The organism is Paraburkholderia sp. SIMBA_027, from assembly GCF_046535315.1.
GTDB classification, from domain to species: Bacteria; Pseudomonadota; Gammaproteobacteria; order Burkholderiales; family Burkholderiaceae; genus Paraburkholderia; species Paraburkholderia tropica.
Genome location: NZ_JAWRWY010001326.1, coordinates 1 through 246, shown reverse-complemented (window position 1 = coordinate 246; position 246 = coordinate 1). Strand labels below are relative to the sequence as shown.

Annotated in this window: 1 protein-coding gene; it reads right to left on the bottom strand. The window is 41.1% G+C overall.

The genetic code is table 11. From position 1 onward, the window contains the following. A partial coding sequence (locus SB764_RS43465; protein WP_410867237.1) for a hypothetical protein occupies window positions 1-246 on the bottom strand: 246 nt, incomplete at both ends.

The following is a 246-nucleotide window of genomic DNA, read 5'->3' as shown; positions in this document are numbered from 1 at the left end:
GAAAAAAAAGACTGAATCTTCCGCGCGCTCTTCCTTAGTATAAAATTCCGCAGCGTCAAAAGCCAGCTCTTCAATATAGGGATATCCTCGTCCGTTTCGAAGAGGTTCAAAAGCCTGTAAGATTCCTTTTCTTCCGGCTGTCGGTTCAATGTACAAAGCTTTTACCACATCCAATAAACAAAGAAAGAAATTATCATCGAAATGTTCCGCCTGTTTTACGGCTTCCTTGTAGAACTTAAATCCCTC